At 63.0% G+C, this 25,728-nt stretch carries 25 protein-coding genes; 24 read left to right on the top strand and 1 reads right to left on the bottom strand.

Features of this window, described 5'->3' with window-relative positions:
• The first annotated feature begins 1 nt into the window (after position 1).
• The 20 genes from E5222_RS06685 to E5222_RS06780 all read left to right on the top strand — a co-directional run bounded on the left by E5222_RS06685 (position 2) and on the right by E5222_RS06780 (position 19,077).
• A complete protein-coding gene (locus E5222_RS06685) occupies positions 2-1,207 on the top strand; it encodes an NADH-quinone oxidoreductase subunit D (protein WP_136693770.1) in 1,206 nt (401 codons plus the stop codon).
• Positions 1,204-1,386 carry a hypothetical protein gene (locus E5222_RS06690; RefSeq protein ID WP_136693005.1) on the top strand — a complete coding sequence of 61 codons (183 nt, stop codon included), beginning with the start codon at positions 1,204-1,206 and terminating at the stop codon, positions 1,384-1,386. The genes E5222_RS06685 and E5222_RS06690 overlap by 4 nt, the downstream gene beginning before the upstream one ends.
• Positions 1,387-1,408: 22 nt before the next feature.
• Positions 1,409-1,732: a nuclear transport factor 2 family protein gene (locus E5222_RS06695; protein ID WP_211196132.1), complete on the top strand. Its 324-nt coding sequence runs from the start codon at positions 1,409-1,411 to the stop codon at positions 1,730-1,732.
• Positions 1,729-2,715 carry a hypothetical protein gene (locus tag E5222_RS06700; protein ID WP_136693006.1) on the top strand — a complete coding sequence of 329 codons (987 nt, stop codon included), beginning with the start codon at positions 1,729-1,731 and terminating at the stop codon, positions 2,713-2,715. Before E5222_RS06695 ends, E5222_RS06700 begins: the two co-directional genes overlap by 4 nt.
• Positions 2,715-3,383 (top strand): NADH-quinone oxidoreductase subunit NuoE, encoded by a 669-nt coding sequence (gene nuoE, locus E5222_RS06705; protein WP_136693007.1) that lies wholly within the window; start codon positions 2,715-2,717, stop codon positions 3,381-3,383. Before E5222_RS06700 ends, nuoE begins: the two co-directional genes overlap by 1 nt.
• Positions 3,383-4,675 carry an NADH-quinone oxidoreductase subunit NuoF gene (nuoF, locus tag E5222_RS06710; RefSeq protein ID WP_136693008.1) on the top strand — a complete coding sequence of 431 codons (1,293 nt, stop codon included), beginning with the start codon at positions 3,383-3,385 and terminating at the stop codon, positions 4,673-4,675. Before nuoE ends, nuoF begins: the two co-directional genes overlap by 1 nt.
• Positions 4,672-5,487, top strand: coding sequence for a hypothetical protein (locus E5222_RS06715; protein ID WP_136693009.1), 816 nt, complete (start codon positions 4,672-4,674; stop codon positions 5,485-5,487). The genes nuoF and E5222_RS06715 overlap by 4 nt, the downstream gene beginning before the upstream one ends.
• Positions 5,487-7,511, top strand: coding sequence for an NADH-quinone oxidoreductase subunit NuoG (nuoG, locus tag E5222_RS06720; protein ID WP_136693010.1), 2,025 nt, complete (start codon positions 5,487-5,489; stop codon positions 7,509-7,511). The genes E5222_RS06715 and nuoG overlap by 1 nt, the downstream gene beginning before the upstream one ends.
• A gap of 130 nt (positions 7,512-7,641) precedes the next feature.
• Positions 7,642-8,688 carry an NADH-quinone oxidoreductase subunit NuoH gene (gene nuoH, locus E5222_RS06725; protein WP_136693011.1) on the top strand — a complete coding sequence of 349 codons (1,047 nt, stop codon included), beginning with the start codon at positions 7,642-7,644 and terminating at the stop codon, positions 8,686-8,688.
• An 8-nt stretch (positions 8,689-8,696) separates the two neighbouring features.
• Positions 8,697-9,176 carry a hypothetical protein gene (locus E5222_RS06730; protein WP_169053513.1) on the top strand — a complete coding sequence of 160 codons (480 nt, stop codon included), beginning with the start codon at positions 8,697-8,699 and terminating at the stop codon, positions 9,174-9,176.
• Positions 9,173-9,658, top strand: coding sequence for an NADH-quinone oxidoreductase subunit NuoI (gene nuoI, locus E5222_RS06735; protein WP_136693013.1), 486 nt, complete (start codon positions 9,173-9,175; stop codon positions 9,656-9,658). The genes E5222_RS06730 and nuoI overlap by 4 nt, the downstream gene beginning before the upstream one ends.
• 26 nt (positions 9,659-9,684) lie before the next feature.
• Positions 9,685-10,305, top strand: a complete 621-nt coding sequence (locus E5222_RS06740) for an NADH-quinone oxidoreductase subunit J (protein WP_136693014.1) — start codon at positions 9,685-9,687, stop codon at positions 10,303-10,305.
• Positions 10,302-10,607, top strand: coding sequence for an NADH-quinone oxidoreductase subunit NuoK (nuoK, locus tag E5222_RS06745; RefSeq protein ID WP_136693015.1), 306 nt, complete (start codon positions 10,302-10,304; stop codon positions 10,605-10,607). The genes E5222_RS06740 and nuoK overlap by 4 nt, the downstream gene beginning before the upstream one ends.
• A gap of 7 nt (positions 10,608-10,614) precedes the next feature.
• Positions 10,615-12,612: an NADH-quinone oxidoreductase subunit L gene (gene nuoL, locus E5222_RS06750; protein WP_136693016.1), complete on the top strand. Its 1,998-nt coding sequence runs from the start codon at positions 10,615-10,617 to the stop codon at positions 12,610-12,612.
• A complete protein-coding gene (locus E5222_RS06755; RefSeq protein ID WP_136693017.1) occupies positions 12,609-14,153 on the top strand; it encodes an NADH-quinone oxidoreductase subunit M in 1,545 nt (514 codons plus the stop codon). The genes nuoL and E5222_RS06755 overlap by 4 nt, the downstream gene beginning before the upstream one ends.
• A complete protein-coding gene (gene nuoN / locus E5222_RS06760) occupies positions 14,153-15,616 on the top strand; it encodes an NADH-quinone oxidoreductase subunit NuoN (protein ID WP_136693018.1) in 1,464 nt (487 codons plus the stop codon). Before E5222_RS06755 ends, nuoN begins: the two co-directional genes overlap by 1 nt.
• Position 15,617: 1 nt before the next feature.
• Positions 15,618-16,343, top strand: coding sequence for a biotin--[acetyl-CoA-carboxylase] ligase (locus E5222_RS06765; RefSeq protein ID WP_246021595.1), 726 nt, complete (start codon positions 15,618-15,620; stop codon positions 16,341-16,343).
• Between the two features lie 3 nt (positions 16,344-16,346).
• A complete protein-coding gene (locus E5222_RS06770) occupies positions 16,347-17,126 on the top strand; it encodes a type III pantothenate kinase (RefSeq protein ID WP_136693019.1) in 780 nt (259 codons plus the stop codon).
• Entirely contained in the window at positions 17,123-18,772 is a 1,650-nt protein-coding gene (locus E5222_RS06775) for a ribonuclease J (RefSeq protein ID WP_136693020.1), read from the top strand. The genes E5222_RS06770 and E5222_RS06775 overlap by 4 nt, the downstream gene beginning before the upstream one ends.
• A 14-nt stretch (positions 18,773-18,786) precedes the next feature.
• Complete coding sequence (locus E5222_RS06780) at positions 18,787-19,077, top strand: DUF1467 family protein (RefSeq protein WP_136693021.1); 291 nt, start codon at positions 18,787-18,789, stop codon at positions 19,075-19,077.
• On the opposite strand, the gene E5222_RS06785 is transcribed toward E5222_RS06780, so the two are convergent.
• Positions 19,074-21,698 carry a coiled-coil domain-containing protein gene (locus E5222_RS06785; RefSeq protein WP_136693022.1) on the bottom strand — a complete coding sequence of 875 codons (2,625 nt, stop codon included), beginning with the start codon at positions 21,696-21,698 and terminating at the stop codon, positions 19,074-19,076. The genes E5222_RS06780 and E5222_RS06785 overlap by 4 nt on opposite strands.
• A gap of 72 nt (positions 21,699-21,770) precedes the next feature.
• Here E5222_RS06785 and E5222_RS06790 point away from each other — a divergent pair, with 72 nt between their 5' ends.
• From E5222_RS06790 to E5222_RS06805, 4 genes are read left to right on the top strand one after another with little or no spacing between them, the layout of a single operon-like run.
• Positions 21,771-22,073 (top strand): Hpt domain-containing protein, encoded by a 303-nt coding sequence (locus E5222_RS06790; RefSeq protein WP_136693023.1) that lies wholly within the window; start codon positions 21,771-21,773, stop codon positions 22,071-22,073.
• Between the two features lie 24 nt (positions 22,074-22,097).
• Entirely contained in the window at positions 22,098-23,306 is a 1,209-nt protein-coding gene (locus E5222_RS06795) for a hypothetical protein (protein ID WP_136693024.1), read from the top strand.
• Between the two features lie 35 nt (positions 23,307-23,341).
• Complete coding sequence (locus tag E5222_RS06800; RefSeq protein WP_136693025.1) at positions 23,342-24,298, top strand: hypothetical protein; 957 nt, start codon at positions 23,342-23,344, stop codon at positions 24,296-24,298.
• Between the two features lie 3 nt (positions 24,299-24,301).
• Positions 24,302-25,684: a sensor histidine kinase gene (locus E5222_RS06805; RefSeq protein ID WP_136693026.1), complete on the top strand. Its 1,383-nt coding sequence runs from the start codon at positions 24,302-24,304 to the stop codon at positions 25,682-25,684.
• Positions 25,685-25,728: the final 44 nt, after the last annotated feature.

Raw genomic sequence — 25,728 nt, forward strand, 5'->3', positions numbered from 1 at the left:
CATGCAGCTCGAGGAATCGCCGACCACCACCGGCGAGAAGATCACCAACTACACGATCAACTTTGGCCCCCAGCACCCGGCTGCGCATGGCGTGCTGCGCATGGTGATGGAACTCGATGGTGAGGTCGTGGAACGCGTCGATCCGCATGTCGGCCTGCTGCATCGCGGCACCGAAAAGCTGATCGAGCACAAGACCTACCTGCAGGCGCTGCCCTATTTCGACCGGCTCGACTATTGCTCGCCGCTCGCCATGGAGCACTCCTACATCCTCGCGATCGAGAAGCTGCTGAATGTCGAGGTGCCGATCCGCGCGCAATATCTGCGCGTCCTGTTCGCCGAGCTGACGCGCATCTGCAACCACATGCTCAATATCGGCGCCCATGTGATGGACGTTGGCGCGATGACGCCGAACCTGTGGGTGTTCGAACTGCGCGAAGACTGCATGAACTTCTTCGAGCGCATGTCCGGCGCGCGCATGCACCATGCGTATCTCCGCCCGGGCGGCGTGCACCAGGACGTGCCGCTCAAGCTGCTGACCGATATCGGCGACTGGGTGGACACGCGCCTGCCCGAACTGTTCGGCGATGCGATGAGCCTCGTGATCGACAACCGCATCTTCAAGCAGCGCAATGTCGATATCGCCGTTGTCAGCAAGGACGATGCGGTGAAGTGGGGCTTCTCCGGCCCGATGATCCGTGCGGCGGGCATCCCCTGGGATATCCGCAAAAGCCAACCTTACGAAGTCTATGACCGCATGGATTTCGACATTCCCGTCGGGACCAATTCGGATTGCTATGACCGCTTCATGGTCCGCGTGAAGGAAGTTTACGAAAGCGCGAAGATCATCAAGCAGTGCCTGGCCGAAATGCCCGAAGGGCCGATCGCCAGCACCGACCGCAAGATCGTTCCGCCCAAGCGCGGCGAGATGAAGCAGTCGATGGAAGCGCTGATCCACCACTTCAAGCTCTATACTGAGGGCTTCCATGTCCCTGCGGGCGAAGTCTACGTGGCGACCGAGAGTCCCAAAGGCGAATTCGGCGTCTATCTCGTCAGCGACGGCTCCAACAAGCCGTATCGCTGCAAGATCCGCCCGACTGCCTTCAGTCACCTGCAGGCCATGGATTTCATGACCAAGGGCCACATGCTGCCCGACGCCACCGCCATCCTTGGCGCTATCGACGTCGTGTTCGGGGAGTGTGACCGGTGATCCTGCGCGAGCTGTTCATCTTTATCGCCGCCTTCGCGGCCTTTGCCTCGGCGGTGTCGGCCTATCTGGTCGCCTTTCACGGTGCCGCGTCGCTGAAGGAGGTACTCTCCACTGCGTTTGCCGCCGTTATCGGCCTCTATGCCGGCCGGTATCTGGAGCGGAGGCTTATCCGTGGCTGACCGCATGACCACCGCCGAAGCAATGATCGACGCCTACAATGCGCAGGATGTCGACCGCTATGTTTCGTACATGACTGACGAGGCATCCGAAGCGAATTATCGCGGCGATGTGGTGCGCGAAGGCAAGGAAGGCACGCGCTCGGGTCTCGCCGCCGCTTTCGCCAAATGGCCGCAGAACCGTGCCGAGATCGTCGAACGCCAGGCGATCGGCAATTACGTGCTGTTTCGCGAACACGTCACCCGTGGCCCGGCCAGTGATGGCTCAGAGCTGGTCGAGCCGTTCGACGTGATCGCTGTCTATTCGTTCGAGGGCGACAAGTGCTCTCGCGTGGAGTTCATTCGATGATGCGCACCGTAGCGTCCGCAAGTAAGGTTTCCCGCTGGGTGCGCATGAGCGCTGCCCTGACGGGTGCTAGTCTGGCAGGCGCAACGGGCTTGCCCACCATTGTCATGGCGCAGGACGAACAGCAGCAGGCCGAAGTTGACCTCCGGCTATACGAGCGGTTTCTGGCCAATCTGAGCGCTGGCGAACGTGAGGCGGCGGTGGCCATGATTTCAAGCGTGGAAACGTTCAGTGGCTCACCGAGTCTGGCCAGCAACCGGGCGCAGTTCGTGGATATGGTGCTCACTTGTCCCGCCACGATCACCCGTCAGCGCCATTTCGGGGCCGACTCGGCGTTGCTGACGGTGGAATTCACCTGCCGTGAGCGCAAACTGACCGCCATGTTGAGCAATGATAGTAATCATCGCTATATCATAGTGGCCGACTTTGCGGATGAAGCGATGCTCGCCCAGCGGCGCGCGCGCCCAATCACGGTGCCGCCACCGGCTCCGCCGCTTCGGCGTGCGCAAACACCGGAAGAGCGCGCCGAGGCGGAGGCTGCCGCTACGCGCCTCGCCGCCGAACAGTTGAAGGTCCTGCAGGATCTGGGTGCAGCTTTGAAAGCCGGTTCACCCGATACGATTGTTGATCACATCCTGCCCACTGCGTCTTTCGCTTATGGCTACCGCGATCCGTTCAACAGCATCAATGTCTACGACCTGCAGGGGCACGGCATTGACGCCGCACGTGAACAATTTGCACGTGCAGTGGCCGATCTGGGCGAGCCGCTGGGCTATTCGTGCGAGCCAGGCCAGCTTAACGTTTGCCGTTGGCAGTTTGCGCGCCAGCATCAGTCCCTGCTGTCATTTGTTTTCTTTCGTGGAAGCAGGATTTCTACGGTGCAGTTGATCTATGTCACTCCGCAATCGTTCGAGCTTGCTGCCCGCAATGCCACACCCGAACAAGTGCAAGCCTATGCCGCCTCGTTGCGGGAGGATAACAAGTAATGGCCGCCCGTCACATCGCACCCGATACGCCCGAGCTGCGCGAGCGCTGGGGCAGCTTTGCCTTCACGCCGGAGAACAAGGCGCAGGCGGACAAGCATATCGCCAAATATCCGGAAGGACGGCAGAAGTCGGCCACCATGCCGCTGCTCGACCTTGCCCAGCGCCAGGTTGGGGCGGAGACCGATACGCAGGGCTGGCTGCCGCTGCCGGTGATCGAGTATGTCGCCGCCTATCTCGACCAACCGGTGATCCGCGTGCTCGAGGTTGCGACCTTCTACACCATGTACAACCTTGAACCGGTTGGGAAATTCCACGTGCAGGTCTGCGGCACCACGCCCTGCATGCTGCGCGGATCGGACGATATCATCGCCGCCTGCAAGAAGCGCGGGATGAAGCCGGGGCATATCTCGGAGGACGGCTTGTGGTCGTTCACCGAGGTGGAATGCATGGGCAATTGCGCCACCGCGCCGATGGTCCAGATCAACGACGACAATTACGAGGACCTGACCGCCGAACGTCTCGACGCCGTGCTCGACGCGCTGGCCAAGGGCGAGACGCCCAAGACCGGCACGCAGGAGCCCGGCCGTCATACCTCAGAGCCTGCCAATGCGCTCTCGAACCTCAAAGAAATGGTCGATGAAAATCACGACTATCGGAGTGAGTGGTGATGCTTGAAGACAAGGATCGCATCTTCACCAATGTCTATGGCTTCCAGCCATGGAACCTCGATGCTGCCCGCAAGCGCGGCGACTGGGACAACACCAAGGACCTGATCGCCAAGCCGCAGGACGACATCATCGAGGAAATCAAGGCATCGGGCCTGCGCGGTCGGGGCGGGGCGGGCTTCCCAACCGGCATGAAGTGGTCCTTCATGCCCAAGGAATCGAAGGATGGTCGTCCGAGCTTCCTGGTCATCAATGCCGACGAATCCGAGCCGGGGTCGTGCAAGGACCGCGAGATCATCCGCCACGATCCGCACAAGCTGATCGAAGGCGCGCTCTGCGCCGGCTACGCGATGCGCGCGCGGGCCGCCTATATCTACATTCGCGGCGAATATATCCGCGAGGCGGAGACGCTGCAGGCGGCGATCGACGAAGCCTATGACGCGGGCCTGATCGGCAAGAATGCCAGTGGCACAGGCTACGACTTCGACGTCTTCATGCATCGCGGCGCGGGCGCCTATATCTGCGGCGAAGAAACCGCGATGATCGAGAGCCTGGAGGGCAAGAAGGGCCAACCGCGCCTGAAGCCGCCTTTCCCGGCCGGCGCGGGCCTCTATGGCTGCCCGACCACGGTCAACAACGTCGAGAGCATCGCCGTTGTGCCCACCATCCTGCGTCGCGGCGCCAGCTGGTTCTCCAGCTTCGGCCGCGAGGGGAACAAGGGCACCAAGCTGTTCCAGATCAGCGGGCACGTGAACAACCCATGCGTCGTCGAAGAGGCCATGAGCATCACCTTCGAGGAACTGATCGAGAAGCATTGCGGCGGTATTCGCGGCGGGTGGGACAACCTGCTCGCGGTAATCCCCGGCGGCTCCTCTGTCCCGCTGGTTCCCGCCGAACAGATCCGCCACGCGCATATGGATTTCGACGGGCTGAAGGAGCTGGGCTCCGGCCTCGGCACTGCGGGCGTGATCGTGATGGACAAGTCCACCGATATCGTCCGCGCGATCAGCCGCCTGAGCTACTTCTACAAGCATGAGAGCTGCGGCCAGTGCACCCCCTGCCGCGAAGGCACGGGCTGGATGTGGCGCGTGATGACCCGCCTTGAAACCGGCGATGCCGAGCTGGAAGAGATCGACATGCTCTACCAGGTCACCAAGCAGGTTGAGGGTCACACGATCTGCGCGCTGGGCGATGCCGCCGCATGGCCGATCCAGGGCCTGCTCAAGCACTTCCGCCCCGAAATCGAGCGTCGGATTGCCGAGCGCGCCGGTTCGATGCAGGTGGCCGCCGAATGAGGCGCGTCTTCGCCTTGTGTGCTGCCCTGACGGTGGCGCTGCCCGTCGCAGGGCCGGGCACGGGACTTAGTCCCGCACCCGCGCATGCGCAGGGCAACGACAATGATTACACACCGCTCAACTCGCGCATTCGCCGCGACCGGCAGTTTCCCACCGAACCGCGCAATGCTTTCGCTCCGGCGCGGTTGACCGAGGTCACACGGTCGCGATCGGAGAAGATGGACGACCAGTTCGCCCGTTGCCTGTGGGACCGCTCGAACGAAAAGGGTCTCGATCTTCTGTCGCGAACCGATTTCGGCTTCGTCCGCTTCGAACAGATCGGCATCGAAACCAGCGAGATTCGCGACCTCTACCCGATCCAGACCTGTCTGCGCCGTGTCGCCAATTCGCACCGTAGCGGGGTTCGCCTCAGCTACAACGGCGATTCCATGCGTCGCTGGTACATCCAGGCAGCCTATCTCGACATGTATGACGATGGACCAAGCTGGCTGCAGCCGGGGTACGAGGTTGCCGAGCGCGAATATCCGCTCTCCGCTCTCATCATGCCTGTGCGCGTCGCGATGGACGTCGCGGATTGCGTGGTTGTGCAGGATCCCCACACGGTCGACTACTTCTATCGCACCGGGGAGGGCAGCGAGGAAGAGGCGACTGCAATTCAGGAGCTTGTGCCGCTGATCGGGTCTTGCATTCCCGAAGGCCAGCAGATCGAGATGTCGGCCCAATCGCTGCGCATTTGGATGGGCGAAGGCCTGTGGCATGCCGCCAATAACAGTACGCCACCGGCCGAAGACTTGCCCGAGGAAACGGAATAATGCCCAAAGTCACCGTAGACGGACAGGAAATCGAGGTTCCCGCAGGCGCCACCGTGCTGCAAGCGTGCGAGCTTGCGGGCAAGGAAATCCCGCGTTTCTGCTATCACGAGCGCCTGAGCATCGCTGGCAATTGCCGCATGTGCCTGGTCGAAGTGAAGCCCGGACCGCCCAAGCCGCAGGCAAGCTGCGCGCTTCCCGCCACCGAAGGGCAGGAAATCCGCACCGACAGCGAAATGGTGAAGACCGCGCGCGAAGGCGTGATGGAATTCCTGCTGATCAACCACCCGCTCGATTGCCCGATCTGCGACCAGGGCGGCGAATGCGACCTGCAGGACCAGTCCGTCGCCTATGGCCGCGGCGCCTCGCGCTATCATGAGAACAAGCGCGCGGTGACCTCCAAGAATATGGGCCCGCTGATCAAGACGATCATGACGCGCTGCATCCATTGCACGCGCTGCGTGCGCTTCTCCGAAGAGATCGCCGGCGTGGACGAAATCGGCGCGCTCTATCGCGGCGAGGACATGCAGATCACCACTTACCTGGAACAGGCGGCGAAGCATGAGCTTTCCGCCAATGTGATCGACCTGTGCCCGGTCGGTGCGCTCACCAGCAGGCCCTATGCCTATGAGGCGCGGCCGTGGGAGCTGAAGAAAACGCTGGGCATCGACGTGTCCGACGCGGTCGGCTCCAACATCCGTATCGACAGCCGGGGCAGGGAAGTGCTCCGCGTGCTCCCGCGCATCAATGACGATGTGAATGAGGAGTGGATTTCGGACAAGGCGCGTTACCAGGTCGACGGCCTGACGCGCCGCCGCCTCGACAAGGTGTGGATCCGCAAGCCCAAAGGACCAAAGGGCAAGCTGGTTCAGGCGAGCTGGGAAGAGGCGTTCAAGAAGATCGCCGCTGCCAAGCCGGGTAAGTCTATCGCTGCCGTCGCTGGCGACATGCTCGATTGCGAGACCATGTTCGCGGCCAAGGCGCTGCTGAAGGCGAGCGGTTCCTCCCTGATCGAGAGCCGCCAGACGGGCATGGATTACGACGTGTCCAACCTTGCTGCGGTGAATTTCAACTCCGGTTTCTCGGGTATTGAAGAGGCTGACGCGATCCTGATCGTGGGCAGCAATGTCCGCTGGGAAGCGCCGCTGGTGAATGTCCGCCTGCGCAAGGCGGCAAAGCGCGGCGCGAAGGTCTTTATCGTCGGGCCCGAATGGGAGCCGACCTATCCGGCGACTTTCATCGGCCAGGACGTCTCCGTTCTCTCCAAGCTGCCGGCCGAAGTCACCGACGCGCTGAAGGCTGCCGAAAAGCCCGCCATCATCCTCGGCGGCGGCGGCTTTGCAGCGGGAGCGCATGCCGCTTCGGTCAAGATCGCCCATGACTTCAACATGGTGCGGGATGGCTGGAACGGCTTCAACGCCCTCCACATGGCCGCTGCTCGCATGGGCGCACTGATGCTCGGCTTCGCGCAGGACGGCGGCATTGCCGATATCGTGAAGGCCAAGCCGAAGGTGCTGCTTGCGCTCGGCGCGGACGAGGTGGATTTCACCAGGTTCGAGGACAGCCTGAAGGTCTATATCGGCCATCACGGCGACAAGGGCGCACATGCGGCGGACATCATCCTGCCCGCCAGCGCCTTCACCGAAAAGCCCGGCACCTATGTGAACACCGAAGGGCGCGTGCAGCGTGGCGACAAGGCCGTGTTCGCGCCCGGCGACGCGCGTGAGGACTGGACGATCCTGCGGGCGCTCGCCGATGCGCTGGGCGTGAACGTCGGCTTCGACAGCTTCCACGAGCTGCGCGATGCCATGTATGCAGATGCCCCGGCCCTGGCCATCGAAGGCGAAGTCACCGATTACGGCGCGCTGGCCAAGAGCGTGAAGGGTAATGCTGCACCCAAGGGCACAATCCCCGCGCCGATCAAGGATTTCTACCTCACCAACCCCATCGCCCGCGCGAGTGCGGTGATGCAGCAGTGCTCGAACGAATTGCTGCTGGGTGAGACGCTGGCGGAGGCCGCGGAATGATGGCCCAGATTGCACCTACCCCGCTCGCCCTGAGCCTGTCGAAGGGCGCGCGCCATGGGTTGGACCAGGGAGGAATTTCGGCGCGTGGGCTTCGACAAGCTCAGCCTGAGCGGGTGTGGGAGTACGTGTCGTGACCGAATTCTTCCAGTCCCTCGGCATGAACTATGAATGGGCGTGGTTCGTCGCGACCATTGCCGGGATTCTGCTGATCGCCCTTCCGCTCATGCTGGGCGTGGCGATGATCATCTATATGGACCGCAAGGTCTGGGCGGCGATCAACCTGCGCCGTGGCCCGAACGTGGTCGGCCCCTTCGGCCTGCTGCAGAGCTTTGCGGACGGTTTGAAGGTCTTCCTGCAAGAGACGATTATCCCATCGGCCGCGAACAAGGGCCTGTTCATCATCGCGCCGATCCTCACCTTTACCGTGGCGCTGCTCGCCTGGGCGGTGATCCCCTTCGGTCCCGAGGCAGTGCTGGCGGATATCAATGTCGGCCTGCTCTACATCTTCGCGGTCAGCTCGCTGGGCGTATACGGCGTGGTGATCTCGGGCTGGGCGTCGAACTCCAAATACCCGTTCTTCTCCGCCATGCGCGCATCGGCGCAGATGATCTCCTATGAAGTCTCGATCGGCTTCATCATGGTCTGCGTGGTATTGTGGGCGGGATCGTTCAACCTGAACGAGATCGTGCTGGCGCAGAAGGGCCACGGGCTCGGCTTCGTGAACGGATATTTCTTCAATATCCTGCTGTTCCCGATCTTCGTGATGTTCTTCATCTCCGCACTGGCCGAAACGCAGCGCGTACCGTTCGACCTGACCGAAGCCGAGTCCGAACTCGTCGCCGGCTACCAGACCGAATACTCCTCGATGAGCTTCGCGCTCTTCTGGCTGGGCGAATATGCCAACATCCTGCTGATGTGCGCGCTGATGAGCATATTGTTCTTCGGTGGCTGGCTGCCGCCGGTGGATTGGGAGCCGCTCTACGTGGTGCCCGGCATCGTCTGGCTGCTCGGCAAGATCGTGTTCTTCTTCTTCATGTTCAGCTGGGTGATGGCGACCGTTCCGCGCTACCGTTACGACCAGCTGATGCGGCTTGGCTGGAAGGTCTTCCTGCCGCTGAGCCTGTTCTTCGTCTTCGCCGTTTCGGGCTGGCTGATGTTGACGAGGTTTGCGGCATGAGGCTTGTCATGGCACTTGTCTGCTTATCTATTCTCGGTGCTTCTGGGCCATTGCGTGCGCAAGACAGCAATGAGGCTTGGCCTGCAACGATACAGGCAATCTGTAGTCCGGAAGACGACCCATCACCGTTCGATCCATACACCTTTGCCTTGAGCTATACGTCGCAAGGATGGAGTGCGCGCATTGACCCGCAGCGCGATGATGCAGTGACCGTGCCGTCAGCCTATTGGCCAAGTTTGGATGTAAGCTTCATTGAGGTCCCTGGCAGAAACGAGATCGCTTTCAGCATTCTCGATTCTCAGCAGTTCGAGGGAGGAAGGCTTGATATCTTGTCCAATCCACAGATCGTTGACGGTCGTGCGCCCTCTACATTGAGGTTGAAGCTTAGTTTTAGGGACAATGACGGTCCTGAAGGGCCTCGTTGGCAATTCTGGGCCAACTGTGTCTTCGACCATAGCGGCTCGGGTTACCAGGAGATTTCTCAATGACCGCCGCACAACTCATCAAGAGCTTCACGCTGTGGGAATTCGTCAAGGCCCACATGCTGACGCTGAAATACTTCTTCAAGCCGAAGGTGACGATCAACTATCCCTTCGAGAAGAACCCGCTTTCCCCGCGTTTCCGCGGCGAGCATGCTCTGCGCCGTTATCCCAATGGCGAGGAACGCTGCATCGCCTGCAAGCTGTGCGAGGCGGTGTGTCCGGCGCAGGCGATCACCATCGAGGCGGAGCCGCGCGATGACGGCAGCCGCCGCACCACGCGTTACGACATCGACATGACCAAGTGCATCTATTGCGGCTTCTGCCAGGAGGCATGCCCGGTGGATGCGATCGTCGAAGGGCCGAATTTCGAATACGCGACCGAAACGCGCGAGGAACTGCTCTACGACAAGGCGAAATTGCTGGCGAACGGGGACAAGTGGGAGCGGGCGATTGCCGCGAACCTTGAAGCCGATGCGCCCTATCGTTAAGCGCGCGGCGGATTGAACGGGACGACATGATTCACACCCTAGCCTTCTACCTGTTTGCAGTGCTGGTGATCGCCTCCGGGGCGATGGTCGTGCTGGCGCGCAACCCGGTCCACTCGGTGCTCTGGCTGATCCTGGCCTTCTTCAACGCGGCGGGCCTGATGGTCCTCGTGGGGGCGGAGTTCATCGCCATGCTGCTGGTGATCGTCTATGTCGGCGCGGTCGCGGTGCTGTTCCTCTTCGTCGTGATGATGCTCAACATCGATTTCGCCGAGTTGCGCGCCGGTTTCATCCGCAATGCGCCGCTGGGCGCGGTGATCGCGCTGATCCTGCTGGCGGAGCTGGTGCTGGGCGTGGGCGCCTATCGCGTCGGCATTATCGAGCTCGGCACGCCCGATGGCAGCGCAGCACCGCTGCTGGGTGAGAGTAATATCGAGAATATCGGCGCGCTGCTCTATGGCCGCTACCTGTTCCTGTTCGAAATGGCCGGCATCATCCTGCTGGTGGCGATGATCGGCGCGATCGTGCTGACGCATCGCGAAAGCCGCGCCCACCGTGCGCACCAGAACATCGGCAAGCAGGTGGCTCGCCGTCCGGACGATGCGACCGAAATGAAGCGGCCCGAAGTGGGGCAGGGGGTCGAGCTGTGATTGGCATCGAACACTATATCGTCGTCAGCTCGATCCTATTCGTGCTGGGCGTGCTGGGCATATTCCTCAACCGCAAGAACGTGATCGTCATCCTGATGGCGATCGAGCTCATCCTGCTGGCGGTGAACATCAACCTGGTGGCCTTCAGCGCTTTCCTGGGCGACCTCACCGGACAGGTCTTCGCCATGTTCGTGCTGACCGTGGCTGCGGCGGAGGCTGCCATCGGCCTCGCCATCCTGGTCATCTATTTCCGCCGCCGCGGCACCATCGCCGTGGACGATATCAACCGGATGAAGGGGTAAGGACCAAGTGAACTTCATCACGGTCATCGTATTCGCGCCATTGCTGGCGGCGATCGTCGCGGGGCTGGGCAACCGCGCCATCGGCAATGTGCCGGCCAAGGCCATCACCACGGGCGCCCTGTTCCTGTCCTGCCTGCTCAGCTGGCCGATCTTCATCGGCTTCCTGATGGGGTCTGAGACCGCCTCGGTCGTCCCGGTGCTCGACTGGGTGCGCTCGGGTGCGATGGAATTCGACTGGGCACTGCGTGTCGACACTCTGACGGCGGTGATGCTGGTGGTGATCACCACCGTCTCCGCACTCGTCCACCTCTATAGCTGGGGCTATATGGCGGAGGACCCGGATCAGCCGCGCTTCTTCGCTTATCTGAGCCTGTTCACCTTCGCCATGCTGATGCTGGTGACGGCGGACAACCTCGTCCAGATGTTCTTCGGTTGGGAAGGCGTGGGCCTCGCGTCCTACCTGCTGATCGGTTTCTGGTTCAAGAAGCCCAGCGCAAACGCGGCCGCGATCAAGGCCTTCGTGGTCAACCGCGTGGGCGACCTGGGCTTCATGCTCGGCATTTTCGGCACCTTCCTGGTGTTCCAGACGACGAGCATTCCCGAAATCCTCGCAGCCGCCCCCGCCATGCAGGGTGCCAGCCACATCACCTTTCTCGGCATGCGGCTCGACACGATGACGATCCTGTGCCTGCTGCTGTTCGTGGGCGCGATGGGCAAGTCCGCACAGCTGGGCCTGCACACCTGGCTGCCCGACGCGATGGAAGGCCCGACGCCCGTTTCCGCGCTGATCCACGCCGCCACCATGGTGACCGCAGGCGTGTTCATGGTCTGCCGCCTGTCGCCCATGTTCGAGGCCGCGCCTGCCGCGCTCGCCTTCGTCACCTTCATCGGCGCTGCCACCTGCCTGTTCGCCGCAACGGTCGGCACAACGCAGTGGGACATCAAGCGCGTGATCGCCTATTCGACCTGTTCGCAGCTCGGCTACATGTTCTTCGCCGCCGGCGTCGGCGCCTATGGCGCGGCGATGTTCCACCTGTTCACGCACGCCTTCTTCAAGGCGCTGCTTTTCCTCGGCGCGGGCTCGGTGATCCATGCCATGCATCACGAGCAGGACATGCGCTATTACGGCGGCTTGCGTAAGGAAATCCCGCTCACCTTCTGGGCGATGATGGCTGGCACGCTGGCGATCACCGGTGTGGGTGTTTACCACCTCGGCCTCGGCTTTGCGGGCTTCTTCTCCAAGGATGCGATTATCGAGGTCGCTTTCGCCAGCGGCACCGAGATGGGCATGTTCGCCTTCTGGGTCGGCGTCTTCGCCGCGCTGCTGACGAGCTTCTATTCCTGGCGCCTGATGTTCCTCACCTTCTGGGGCAAGCCGCGCTGGATCGAGAGCGAGCATATCCAGCATTCGGTGCACAAGACGCCGGAACAGGCGGGCGAGGACACGACGGGCGGCTATCACCCGCATGAAAGCCCGCTCAACATGCTGGTTCCGCTCGGCGTGCTGTCCATCGGCGCGATCGCGGCCGGCTATGTCTTCAAGACCGCTTTTCTCGACAGTGCGGAATTCTGGGCCGGTTCCATCGCCTATAACGAGCACCTGATGCACGCGATGCACGAGGTCCCCTACTGGGTGAAGTATTCGGCGCTGGTGGTGATGCTGCTCGGCCTGCTGACCGCCTGGTATGGCTATATTCGCAACACCAGCTTCCCGAAGCAGGTCGCCGAACAGCTCGGGCCGATTTACAGCTTCGTTTCCCGCAAGTGGATGTTCGACGAACTGTACCACTATGTCTTCGTGAAGCCCGCCTTCTGGCTCGGACGGATCTTCTGGCAGAAGGGCGATGTCGGCATCATCGACCGCTTCGGTCCCGATGGCGCGGCCTGGGTGGTCGACAAGGGTGCCGTCCTCGCGAAGAAGGTCCAGTCGGGCTATCTCTATTCCTACGCGCTGGTGATGCTGCTTGGCCTTGTCGCGGCGATTAGCTGGGTGATCTTCGCATGAGCGGCTTTCCCATCCTTTCCCTGATGATGCTGGTGCCGCTGCTGGGCGCGGTGGCCTGTTTCTTCGTCGAGGCGAAGCTGGCGCGCACGATTGCGCTGGCGGCTACGCTGATCGACCTGCTGCTGGGCGTTGTCCTGTGGCTCAACTTCGATATTGGCGGCGCGCAGTGGCAGTTTACCGAGCGTGCTGGCCTCTTCGGCGGCTTCCAATGGGCGCTGGGTATCGACGGTATTGCGCTGCTGTTGATCCTGCTCTCGGTCTTCCTGATGCCGATCTGCATCGGGGCGAGCTGGAACTCGATCACCAAGCGCGTGGGCGAGTACATGGCGGCCTTCCTGTTCATGGAAGTGCTCATGATCGGCACCTTCGCCGCGCAGGACCTGTTCCTGTTCTATATCTTCTTCGAGGCTGGCCTGATCCCGATGTTCCTGATCATCGGCATCTGGGGCGGTGATGACCGCATCTACGCCAGCTACAAGTTCTTCCTCTACACGCTGCTCGGCTCAGTGCTGATGTTCATCGCCATGCTGTGGATGGCGAATGAGGCGGGGACGACGGACATCCCGACGCTGCTGCAGTATGACTTCCCTGCGGGCGCGCAGACCTGGCTGTGGCTGGCCTTCTTTGCCAGCTTCGCGGTGAAGATGCCGATGTGGCCGGTCCACACCTGGCTGCCGGCTGCCCACGTGCAGGCGCCGACCGCGGGTTCGGTGATTCTGGCGGGCGTGCTGCTGAAGCTGGGCGGCTATGGCTTCATCCGCTTCAGCCTGCCGATGTTCCCGGCGGCCTCCGCCGAGTTCGCATGGCTGGTCTTCGCGCTGTCAATGATCGCGGTGGTGGTCACCAGCCTGATCGCGCTGGTCCAGCACGACATGAAGAAGCTGATCGCCTATTCCTCGGTCGCGCATATGGCGCTGGTGACGGCGGGCCTGTTCGCCTTCAACGTGCAGGGCATCGAAGGCGCGATGATGATCATGCTGGGCCACGGCCTGGTTTCGGGCGCGCTGTTCCTCTGCGTCGGCGTGATTTACGACCGGCTGCATACGCGTGAGATCGACCGTTATGGCGGCCTCTCGATCAACATGCCGAAATATGCGCTGTTCTTCCTGCTGTTCACCATGGCGAGCGTCGGCTTGCCGGGCACGAGCAACTTCGTGGGCGAATTCCTGGCGCTGGCGGGCATCTACCAGGCGTCGAGCTGGGTGGCGTTCATCTGCACCACCGGCATCATCCTGGGCGCAGCCTATATGCTCTACCTTTACCGCCGCGTGGCCTTTGGCGAGCAGAAGAATGCCGATGCAGCCGCCATGCCCGATCTCGACATGCGCGAATGGCTGATGCTTGGCCCGCTTGCCGCAGCCGTGCTGTGGATGGGCGTTTATCCGGAAAGCTTCCTGGCACCGATGCGCAATGATATCGCGGTTCTCGACGCCCGCCTCGCGGCAACAGCGCCTGAGGGTGACGCACATCTCGAGATTGGCGAACCGGCTCCTGCCGAAGGTGACGAAATGCATGAAGAGGCTCTGGGGGGAGCACACTGATGGACCTGACCTACTCCCTCGGCCTGGTAATCCCGGAGCTGGTGCTGACGCTCTCCGGGCTGGTGCTTCTGCTCGTCGCCGCATGGGGCGGCAATGAGGCCTCCAAGCCCGTCTCCATCGCCGCCTGCGTGGCGCTGGGCGGTGCCTTCTTCCTGACTGCGCCTGCCGTTTGTGCTGGCGCATCGGGACCCGACACGGTCGCCTTTTTCGGCCAGCTGCGGATCGATGCCTGGGCCGGTCTCGCCAAGCTCATGATCTATGCCGCCGCCGGTGCGGCACTGGTCGTCGCCCCTGCTTATTTCGACCGGCTCAAGGCCATGCGGCCCGAATTCGCTATCCTGGTACTCTTCGCCGCGCTCGGCATGAGTATCATGGTCTCGGCCGCCGACCTTCTGGCACTCTATATCGGCCTCGAGCTCAACAGCCTCGCTGCCTATGTGCTCGCCGCCTATCTGCGCGATGATGACAAGTCGGCCGAAGCGGGCCTGAAGTACTTCGTGCTGGGCGCGCTCGCCTCGGGCATCCTGCTCTTCGGCATGAGCCTTCTCTATGGCTTCACCGGCACCACCAGCTTCTCCGGCATCAATGTCGCGATTGCCGATGGGCTGTCCGGCGGGCAGCTGTTCGGCCTGATCTTCGTGCTGGCCGGCATGGCCTTCAAGATCAGCGCGGTTCCGTTCCACATGTGGACGCCGGACGTCTATGAAGGCGCTCCCACGCCGGTCACCGCCTTCTTCGCCAGCGCACCCAAGGTTGCAGCCATCGCCCTGCTCGCGCGTCTCTCGCTCGAGGCATTCGGGACCCAGGCAACGGCGTGGCAGCAGATCGTCGGTTTCGCAGCCATCGCTTCCATCGTCGTCGGCGCACTCGGCGCGATCGGGCAGCAGAACATCAAGCGCCTGCTCGCCTTCTCCTCGATCAACAATGTCGGCTTCATCCTGATCGGCCTTGCCACCGCCACACTGGCGGGTGCGAGCGCGATGATGATCTATCTCGCCTTCTATGTCGCGATGACGGTGGGCAGCTTCGTCGCACTGCTGATGCTGAAGGATGCGGACGGCAACCAGCTGGAAACCTTCGGCGACATCAAGGGCCTGTCCACCACGCAGCCCGCGCTCGCATGGTGCCTGCTGCTGATCATGTTCAGCCTTGCCGGCATCCCGCCGCTGATGGGCTTCTACGGCAAGCTGGTGATCTTCCGCGCCGCCGTGGAAGCAGACCTGATCGCGCTCGCCGCCATCGGTATCGCCGCGAGCGTGATCGGCGCTTTCTACTACCTCAAGTTCATCAAGGTGATGTTCTTCGATGAGCCGGTGGACGCGGTGAAGGGCAAGTCGGACTGGGCGCATTGGGCGCTGCTGGTGATCGCCACGCTGGTGATTTCGCCCATCGCCTTCCTCGGCACCGAGTGGCTGGGCGGATTGGCGGAGGCGGCAGCTGCCGCACTCGCCACCGCAGGCTGACTTGTCGATTAGCCTCGATATCGTTCCTGAAACCGGCTCCACCAATGCCGACCTGCTGGCGCGGCTCGCGGGTGGGGAAGTCATACCCGAAGGCAGCTGGCTGATTGCCGACCGGCAGGTGCAGGGCCGGGGGAGGCAGGGGCGGCACTGGCTGGATGCGCCGGGCAATTTCATGGGTTCGACCGTGGTTCATGGCCAGGCCGGCGACCCGGTACCCGCCAGCCTCTCCTTCGTCGCGGCGCTGGCGCTCTACGAAACGCTGTGCAGCCATGTGCCCGACCCTGCGCAATTGCGGCTCAAATGGCCGAATGACGTGCTGCTGTCGGACACCAAATTGTGCGGCATTCTGCTCGAACGCGAGGGGAGGCACACGGTGGTGGGCATCGGAGTCAATTTGGCGAAAGCACCACAGACCGCGGACCGGGCCACCATCTCGCTCGCCGACAAGGGCGCACGGGCCGATCGCGACCTGTTCGCTCAGGATCTCGCCTGCCAGTTCGAAACCGAACTCGCCCGCTGGCGCGAAACCGGGACCGGACAGCTGTTCCGCCGCTGGCTGGCCGCCGCCCATGTTGAAGGGACAAGGCTCACGGTGCATGACGAGCAGGGCAAGACCATCACTGGAAGCTTCCTCGGCCTCGAACCCGATGGTGCCCTGCGTTTGCAGCTGGAAGACGGGACCCCACATGTGGTCTATGCAGGCGAAGTCGTCTGGGAGAGGTCCTGAGCCATGTTGCTTGCGGTAGATGTCGGAAACACCAATGTCGTCTTCGCGCTGTTCGAAGGCAGCAACCTGCGCGCGCGCTGGCGCATCGCCACCGATCCGCGCCGTACGGGTGACGAATATGCCGTGTGGCTGATGCAGTTACTGCAGATCGAAGAGCTCTCGCGGCAGGACATCACCGGCATGATCGTCTCCAGCGTGGTCCCGCGCACGCGCCACAACCTGACCGTGCTGGCACAGAAGTATTTCGGCGTGGAACCGCTTTTCGCGGGGGAGGGCGCTGCCGAATACAAGATCGAGATCGACGTGGACGAGCCGCGCTCTCTGGGTGCGGACCGGGCGGTGAATGCGATTGCCGCGCATGCCAATCACGAAGGCGACCTGATCGTCATCGATTTCGGCACCGCGACCACTTTCGATGTCGTGGACTTCAACGGTGCCTATAAGGGCGGGATCATCTGCCCCGGCATCAACCTCTCGCTTGACGCGCTGGTCAACAACACGGCCAAGCTGCCGCGCATCGCCATCGACGAGCCGCACAGTGACAGCGTGATCGGCCGTAATACCGAAGACCAGATGCTGATCGGCGTCTTCTGGGGCTATGTCGCGATGATGGAAGGGCTGATTGCCCGGTTGAGGGCTGAGATCGGCCGTCCGGCCAAGGTGATAGCCACAGGCGGGCTCGCCGTATTGTTCGATGAGCATACCGATATTTTCGATGCAGTGGATGGCGACCTGACCCTGCAGGGACTGGCCATGATCGCGGCACGCGCAGGGGTTTCATGAAGAAAGATTTCACGCCCGAAGACGAACTGCTGTTCCTGGCGCTTGGTGGCTCCGGCGAGATCGGCATGAACGTCAATCTCTATGGCTGCCAGGGCAAGTGGCTGATGGTCGACCTCGGCATGAGCTTCGGCCAGGCCGAATATCCCGGCACCGAGCTGATGTTCGCCGACCCGCAATTCATCGAGGAACGGCTCGACGACCTGCTGGGCATCGTCCTCACCCACGCGCATGAGGACCATATCGGCGCGATCCCATATTTCGCTGCCGATTTCGGCGTGCCGCTCTATGCCACGCCTTTCACCGCCGATCTCATCATGCGCAAGCTGGAAGAGGCGGGGATTGCCGACCAGGTGGAACTCAACGTGATCGACAGGGATCACGGCAGCTTCGCGCTGGGCCCCTTCGAAATCACCTATATCCCGCTCGCCCACTCGATTGCGGAGGGCAATGCCCTGCTGATCGATACGCCGCATGGCCGCATCTTCCACACCGGCGACTGGAAGCTGGACGAGGAACCGATCATCGGCGAGCCGACGACCGAGGAAGAGCTGGTCCAGATCGGCGACGAGGGCGTGCTGGCGCTGGTGTGCGATTCCACCAATGTCTTCAACCCCAGTCCCTCGGGCAGCGAGGGCGCCGTCCATCGCGGATTGCTGGAGGAAGTGAAGAAACATGGCGGCAAGCGCGTGCTGGTCACCACTTTCGCCTCCAATGTCGCGCGGCTGCAGACCCTGGGCGAGATTGCCGAGGAAACCGGGCGCCAGCTCTGCGTGGCGGGCCGTTCGCTCGATCGGATCATCGAAGTCTCCAAGGCCAATGGCTATCTCGCTAATTTCCCGAAGACGGTCGATTTCGACACCGCCATGGGCCTGCCCCGCGGCGAGGTGATGTTCATCGCCACGGGCGGGCAGGGCGAGCCGCGCGCGGCGCTGTCACGCATTGCGGAAGACAGCCATCCTATTTCGCTGGACGAAGGCGACGTGGTGCTGTTCTCCAGTCGCCAGATCCCCGGCAACGAACTCGCCATCGGGCGCGTGCAGAACATGCTGGCCCATCGCGGCATTCAGATGGTGACCGACCGTCAGAGCATGATCCACGTCTCCGGCCACCCCGGCAGGCCCGAACTGGAAGCGCTCTATAGCTGGATCCGGCCCGACATCCTCGTGCCCGTCCATGGCGAGATACGCCATATGATGGAGCAGGTGCGGCTCGGTGAGGAAAGCGGGATCGAGCGCAATGTCTTCCAGTCCAATGGCGACATCGTCCGGCTCGCTCCGGGAAGTCCCGGCAGGATCGCCGAAGTCGCCACCGGACGCCTCGTCCTCGATGGCGACATTATCGTTCCCTCCGATGGCGAGGCGATCACCATGCGCCGCCGCCTGTCGCGTGACGGTTTCCTGCTGGTGGTGCTGGGGAAGGGCGGCTCGATCCAGATAGAAGGCGTCGGCCTGCCGCTGGATGAGGACTACGATGCCTTCATCGATGAGGCGATCGAGGACGTGAAGAAGGCGCTCTCCAAGCTGCGCGGTGCCGCAGCGCGCGATCGCGAGACGATTTACGAAGCCGCCCGCCTCGCCGCACGCCGCGCGGCGCAGCGCTGGTCCGGCAAGAAGCCGCAGACGCGCGTGATCCTGCCCGAGGAATAGGGTAGGGGGCAGCCATGAAGATCACCTCGATCATTGCCATCTACGCCCTGTTCTGGGTGATGACAGCCTTCCTCCTGCTGCCCTTCGGCGTGAAGACGCATGACGAGGCGGGCGTTGCCAAGATCCCCGGCCAGGCAGACAGTGCGCCAGCCAATTTCCGGCCGGGAAAGCTTGCCTTGCGCGCCACGTTGATTGCTACGGCGCTGACCGCGCTCTACGTCGCGAACTATCTCAACGGGTGGATCACCGCCGCCGATATCGTCCTGTTCACCCCGCCGCCGGAGCTTGAGCGCCCGGCCGGTTAGTCGCGCAAACGCTCGATCGCCTGCGCCAGTGCGACATAGAGCTTGCCGATGTCGGACGAAAGAAGCGTCACCGCAATCGCATTGCCATCGCGGGTGGAAAGCACACTGCGCAGCATCGCCTCGAAGTCATGGATGTAGCGGTTGATCGCTTCGCGCACTTCGGCATCCTCTTCATAGACACCAGTGACCAGACGTGCCTCGTGACCGTCGAGCAGGCGCACCGCACGCCGGGTGAAGATGCCGCGGTCGCCGCGCAAATAGCTGGCCCAGGCGGTATCGGCCACTTCTGAATCGAAGGCCTTGGCAATGTCGATCGAGGCGGAGTTGAGGCTCTCGGTGATCAGCGCCATGCGGCGGCTGAAATCGTGATCGACCTTTTCCTCTGCCTGTTCACGCGCCTGCGCGACGCGCTGTTCGAGGTTGCGAGCAAGCTCGTTCACGCGCGAAAGCTGGTCACGCATCTGCCGCGCAGTATCGCGGCCGCGCTCATTGGCAAGCGCGGTGGTTTCTTCCAGCTCGGCAATGGTGGCGAGGGCGCTTTCACGCAGCGCAGAGCCGATGGTCTCGCTGCTTTCCGCGCCAATCCGCCCGGCAATCTCATGGATCGCATCGAGCTGCCCGCTGCGAAAATTCTCCATCGCCTGCTGCGAGGCGCTCTCCAACTCCACGATCGCCGACTGCAACTCGCCACGCGCCTTCTCGGCAACATCCTGCGATTGGCTTGCAAGGGAGGAGAGACGCGCCTCCAGCTTCTCGACCGTCTCCAGCGAGGCGACAGACGCTTCGCGCGAATTGTTGACATGCTCGGCCAGTACGCCGCCCTTGGCCTCAGCCTCGGCAATCGTGGCGGTGAGGCCCGCTGCACGGCTTTCGAATTCCTGCAAGCGGCGTTCGGCTGCCATGATGGCATTGGACAGCGCGCCCTCGGAGTGGTCGGAACTCGACCGGATGATCTCGAGGAGGCGCACGCTGTCATCGGTCAGGCGGTTCACGAAGGTCCCGCTTTCCTCGAGGATCGCGCGGCTCTGCGAAAGACGATCGGCCAAGAGGTCGGTCGCATCGCCCAGCTTCAGGCTTTCTTCGCGGCCCTGCTCGGCCAGGCGCGTCATCTCGCGATCGAATTCGGCAAGGCGCGACGAGAGCGCATCGCCGCGTTCAGCCATGGTGGCCATATGCGCGAGATGCTCTTCCTTGCGCTCCGATATGGAGATGTCGAACGAGGCGAGGCGTTCCTGCAGCGTCGCCAATGCCTGCTTCTCTGCTTCTTCCGCGGCCTCACGGCGCCGTCCGAATTCTTCTTCGAAGGCATCGGCGCTTTCGATGACCGACTGGTCGAGCTTCTGGCCGGCCTCGGACAGCGCTTCCATCCGCCTGCGGGCATTGGCGATCGCCGCCTCGTCGATACGGTTGATATCGGTGATGGCCTTTTCCATCCGCTCCTGCAGGGCTGAGATCGAGTTGGCCCAGCTTGCCGCCGTCTGTTCCTGCCCATCGCGCAGGTTTTCCAGCAGGCGCGCGCCTTCGCCGCGCAGATCCTCAAGGCGGCTGCGCAGTCCGGCCGCGACGCTTTCTTCGCGCGTGCGGTTTTCCTCCGCGACCGTCGTCAGCTCGTCGTTCAGCTCGCGGGCGCGGCGGCGGATCGCCGCCAGTGCATCGGTCTCGCGCGCTTCCAGCTCGAGACGGAATTCCTCGTTCTGGTTGCGCAGCAATGCGAAGCGATGTTCGGCCTGCTGTTCGATTTCGGACGAGCGCGCGACAAGGCTGTCGAGAACTTCGGCTACCTTTGCCCGCAGCCCGTCGACCTTCTCGGCGCTGCTGTCGCCGAATTCGGTCAGCTTCGCGAAGCCGGACACCAGCTCGTTCAGCTGGCCCTGCGCGGTGTTGCCGGCGTTGCCGATCTGGTTGGTCACATCGCGAGCGGCGTTGGAGATCACCGGCAGCTGGTCGCGCAGCCGATCCATATTGGAGAGCGCCGTGTCGCTGACCTCGCCAATATTGCTGACCTGTTGGCCATTGTCGCGGATCAGTTCCTGCAGACGGTCGGCATTGGCGGTCAGCCGCTCGGTCGCAATGCGTCCCAGCGCTTCCAGGTCGCGCGATTGCGAAGCGACGAAGTCGCGCGCAAGGCTGAGCTCGCGGTTCACTACCGAAAGGCGCCGCTCCAGCAGCGAAGATTCATTCGACAACATGCGGGCCGTCTGGCCGAAGCGGTGCGCCTCACGCACGCTGTTGCGCAGCGCCAGCAGCCAGAAGCCGATGATGACAAGGATGGGCAGCGACCAGCTTCCGATCCAGTCGATCCATTGGGCGGTCGTCGCCCCCGCCAGCATCTCGACGCGATGGACCCAGGCGAAAAAGCCGGTCCAGCCCAGCATCGCCACTACGCCGAGGAATGGAACGATCCATCCCTTGCCGCTGGATGGCATTTCGTCTTCCCAGCTGTCCTCGAAGGCGGGAGCATCTTCGGTGTAGGCATCAGCAGGGGCTTCGATGGGCGCATCGTCGGCAGCGACATCATCGGCGGAGCTCTCCTCCACCTGCTCTTCCACCGCAGAGGTATCCACCTCCTCGCTGGCAAGTTGGTCCGCCTCGTAAGCGACAAGTCTTTTCCGTCCAGTCATCGCGTTACGATAACAGCAGCCGGACAGAGTTTAAAGCGGTCTTAACCATTTAGTGCCCATATATCCCGCACCATGCTGGAAGATGGCGATTTCGAAGCGACCCTGGCCGCTGCTGCAGGGCAAGACGCGCAGTTGCGCGCGGAGCTTCTTGCCGGCTTCCTGGAGAGCATGAACAAGCAGATCGACCTGCTGCAGCGCGCCCGCTGCGACGGCAATTGGGAAGTGGCTGCCATGCGCCTTCGTGGGCTGGGAACGTCCTTCCATTCTCCGCAACTTACCTCGCTCTCGGAGCAAGCGCTGGATGGCGCGCCGGGCGATCCGTCGGTCCTGCGCAAGCTGCGCGCCTTCGCCGAAAGCCTAACCCACAGCGAATAAGGGGCGAAACAGCCGCTTGGCAGGTTGCAGCGCGCAGCCTATTTTCCCCGGGTGAACTTGCAGACAACCCATCGCAGCACGCTCAGCGCGCTGGTTATTTCCCCAAAGCCCGCGGACGGAACCGGCCAGTCGCGGATTTTGGGGCGTTATGTCATTGAACGCCAGGTGGAGTTCGCCGCGGCCTGCGGAGCCGGTGCGATCGTGATCGAAGGGGGAGGGACGCCAGAGGCCATTGCCGCCAGGCTGCGTGCGGAGGAACTGGGCCTGACTGTGCGTGAGATTTCCGGACCGCACGGACTTGAGCGGGCGCTGAACGGTGCCGGGCACCTGCTCGTGTTAGGAGAAGGCGTGCTGCCCACTCAGGCCGCATGGACCGCAAGGGCTGGCGGAGAAGGCGAAATCATCACCTTCCCTGCAGGGGTGGGCGTCGATGCAGGTTTGGAGCGGATCGACCTCGACCGGGCCTGGGCAGGCGCATTGCTGATGCCTGCACAGCTGGCGCGCAGGCTCGACGACCTGCCCGAGGATAGCGAGACGGCATCGGCGCTGCTACGGATAGCCCTTCAGGCGAGGGTTTACGAAAAAAGACTGCATGAACAATTTCTTGCCGATGGAACCTGGCAAGTGGTACGAGATGGTTCTTCCGCCCGCAGGGTAGAGGAAGCCTGGCTGTCCCGCCACTCTCGCGCTCCGGCGCGATCACCTCTGTCGCGGCGCATCGCTGCTGGCATCCTGCGCCGGGTGGGTAGAACAGTTCTCGCCCGCCCGCGACTTATACCAGCCATTCTCGGCACCGGACTCGCGCTTGCGGCAGGCGGGCTGGCGGCCAGCTTCCAGGGGCTTGCAGCGGTCAGTTTTGCCGCGCTTGCCGGATCGGTCTTGCTGGTCGAGCTGTTCCTCGCCCTGCGCAAGCTCAAGCTCATCCCGCGGGAACCCAGTTTCCATTGGCGCAAATCGCTGTGGCTGCTGGATATTTTCATCCTCGCTTCGGCCATCATCGCTAGCGATGGATCGTGGATAGAGCGCGTTTTCCCGGCATTCGTCCTGCTCGCCGCCCTTCACGCAACCACCGGTCCCAAACCAAGCTGGCGCGACCTGTTGCGCGATCGTATGTTGGCGACAGGGCTTGTCGCCCTGCTCGCCGCCGTTTCGACTTTACAGACGGGTCTGATGCTGACGGCAGCGGCGCTGCTCCTCCTCAACCTGCCGTATTTCGCCAAGGCGAGAGACTAACATGGATTTAACCCTATTCTCCTATGGCCGGACGCATGATTGACGTGATCCCCGCGGACCAGGCGACGGCCTCCAGGACAGAGGAATTGCGGGCGCAGCTGGCAGCGGATGACACGGTGCTGGCCAGCACGCCTGCGATCCTGCGCCATTTGCTCGCCAATCGCGACGAAGCGCTGTTCAGCGACGAGGTGATCGCGAGCGTGCGCGCGATGGTGACGCATCTGGCCTGGCAACTGCTGCTGGCCCGCGCGCAGGCAGACGACATAGCCGATCCGGATCATTTCGCGTGCCGCAAAGCAAGCGAACTTGCCGGTCTGCTGCTGCAGGACGCAGGATTCCTCACCCATGCGCATGCTCTGGCACTGGAAGCACGGCTGACCGATCACCTGCAGCGTCGCAATGCCATCGACGCAGTCCTCCCGTCGCTGATGCAGGAGCTGGTAGCCAGCAGCGATGCACAGGTAGCGACTGTGGCCATGCGCGCCATGGCGTCGCAAGCCCGCTTCATGCAGAGTTTCCGCCGGATGGAACTGCCGCTCGGCGAACTTCCCGGCGATCTGTTTCACAAGGCGCTGCTGACCATGCGATCGCATGCCGGGGACAATCGCGCGGCCGAGATCGCGGAGCGCCGCCTGCGCGATGGTTTCGATGAAAGCGGTGGCAGGATCGGGATTCTGGCGCGCCTGTTGAGTGCTCTTGGCGCCAAGGCAAATCGCGCGCTCTCCATCGATCATGCGGGTCTGGCGCTATTTGCCACCGCACTCGGCATGGCTTCGGGCCAGGACCGCAACCTTGCCATATTGGGCTTTGGCGGTAACCAGCATGCGCGGCTTGCCGTGTCGTTGCGCGCCACCGGCTTGAACCAGGCGCAGGTCGAAGCGCAATTCCTCTATTTCCACCCAGAGGCAAAGCTTCCCGAGGAGATTTCCGCCTTGAGCGCCGATGCAGCGGCGGCGCTGCTTTTCGGCGAATTTGCGGAGGGTGAACGCTGACCGATGGCGGGCCAGGCTCCCTTTGCCGCGATCGCACAGACCGATGCGCGCAACTGGCTGGTAGCGGCAGACGAGCCGCTTGCCGGTCTGCAGCTGCGCAATGGCGGCGAATTGCCGGGAGCCATCGTTACCCCGCAACTGCTCGAACTCGTGACCAAGGCGCGCAACTATGGGTTCAAGCTGTCCCGCGCGATAAGCGCGCGCGACGGGGAGGAGCTTGTCTCCGCCTGGGTCGAGGTCGAACCGCAGGGCAATGGCGAGGGTTGCCGCATCACCGTGTCCGACTGGCAGAGCGTGCCTGTTCCGGAGGAGGATGCACAGCAGGAACGCGCCCGGCAGGTCGCCTATGCCCGCCAGTTTGCGGAGCTGAGCGCGCGTCTGGGCCCCGAACAGCAGCTGCTGACGGTCGATTGCGACGCGGCGGACCTCTCGGGCCAGGTAGAGGCGATGCGTGAGGGGATCGGGAAGGCGTGGACCGATTTCGTCGAGCTCGATGGCACCGGGCATCACCAGCCCGTGCATTGGCGCCTGCTCGACGGTGCGACCATGCGCCTCCCCGGATCGGACAGGCATTGGCAAGCGCTGATCGTTCCCCTGGGCCGTGGCAGCGCGGGAAGCGGCGGCTTCGAACTCTACCTGATGGCGGACCGGCCGCTACCGGATGCGGTGCAACCCTCGAACGCAAGGCAAAAGCCCGAGGAACCGCGCCGGCCCGGCCTCGGCCGCGAGATCGCCCCGGTCCTGCGCCAGCCTGTCTCTCGCATCATTGCCAATGCCGAGACCATTCGCACTCAGCTCGCGGGCCCGCTGGCGGAGGAATATGCCAACTACGCCGCCGACATCGCCACGGCAGGCGAACACCTGCTGGCGCTGATCGACGATCTGACCACGCTCGAAATGGTCGAGGATGAGGACTTCGCGCCCGCACCCGATCAGATCGACCTGTCCGATGTCGCCCGCCGCGCCGTCGGCATCCTTGGCGTAAGGGCGCAGGAGCGCGGGATCGCAGTGTCCGCGCCCGCACTCGATCAGCAGGCTCCGGCCATTGGCGAGTTCCGGCGCGTGCTCCAGATCCTGCTCAACCTGCTCGGTAATGCCATTCGCTATGCTCCGGAGGGCTCCGCCGTGCGGTTGCAGGTTGGAACAGCGCGAGGCCGCGCGTGCATCACTGTCACGGATGAGGGCGAGGGCCTGTCCGAAGAGGAACAGGAACGCGCCTTTGCCAAGTTCGAACGGCTCGGCCGCAGTGGCGATGGCGGGTCAGGCCTCGGCCTCTACATTTCGCGCCGCCTCGCCGAAGCGATGGGTGGGTCCCTGACGGTCGAGAGCGCGAAGGGCGAGGGTGCCCGATTCACGCTCGACCTGCCGGCCGATCCCGAGGCCTGATACGAAAAAGGCCCCCGCATCGCGGAGGCCTTTCCCAATTCAAC

The sequence above is a fragment of the Alteraurantiacibacter aquimixticola genome, from assembly GCF_004965515.1.
In the GTDB taxonomy this organism is placed as follows: Bacteria; Pseudomonadota; Alphaproteobacteria; order Sphingomonadales; family Sphingomonadaceae; genus Alteraurantiacibacter; species Alteraurantiacibacter aquimixticola.